The sequence below is a fragment of the Rhodococcus sp. R1101 genome (assembly GCF_000278445.1).
In the GTDB taxonomy this organism is placed as follows: Bacteria; Actinomycetota; Actinomycetes; order Mycobacteriales; family Mycobacteriaceae; genus Rhodococcus; species Rhodococcus gordoniae.
On sequence record NZ_AJVB01000844.1, the window covers coordinates 1 to 824 of the forward strand.

Sequence of the window (824 nt, forward strand, 5' to 3'; positions counted from 1 at the left end):
TGCGCTCGTCCGCGAGGTCCACCTCGACGCGGTGCGTCCGTACGAGGTCGCCGGAGTCGTCGGGGTCGTAACAGCCGACGGCCAGGCGGTGCGGGCGCGGATCGCTCTGCACGATCTCGTACCCGTTGCCGGTCTCCTCGAGGTGCAGGGTGGACACCCCGGTGGTCTGCAGCCATGCCTGTGCCCACGACGACAGGTCGCGGCCGGAGGTGCTCGACAGCTCGACGAGCAGATCGTCGAGGGTGGTATTTCCGAAGGCGTGCACGCGGAAGTACCGGCGGGCACCTTCGAAGAAGGCGTCGCGGCCGACGTAGGCGACGAGCTGTTTGAGGACGCTCGCCCCCTTGGCGTAGGTGATGCCGTCGAAGTTCAGCTTCGCGGCCTCGAGATCGACGATGTCGGCGACGATCGGATGGGTCGTGGGCAGCTGGTCCTGCAGGTACGCCCAAGCCTTGCGGCGGTTCGCGAAGGCCACCCAGGCGTCGGTGAACTCGGTGGCCTCGGCACTGGTGAAGGCGCCCATGAAGTCGGCGAACGACTCCTTGAGCCACAGATCGTCCCACCACTTCATGGTCACCAGGTCGCCGAACCACATGTGTGCCATCTCGTGGAGGATCGTGTTCGCGCGTCCCTGGTGCTGGGCGGCGGTCGCCGCGCCGCGGAAGACGTAGGCCTCGGTGAAGGTGACGCACCCGGGGTTCTCCATCGCGCCGAGGTTGTACTCGGGCACGAACACCTGGTCGTACTTGCCGAACGGATACGGATAGTCGAAGTGCTCGGCGTAGAAGTCCATGCCCTGCCGCGTGACCTCGATGATCTCGTCG

General features: G+C 66.4%; 1 protein-coding gene. It reads right to left on the minus strand.

The genetic code is table 11. The features are described 5' to 3' along the window. Positions 1-824: M1 family aminopeptidase (locus R1101_RS28800; RefSeq protein WP_037225242.1), on the minus strand; the 824-nt coding region annotated here is incomplete at both ends.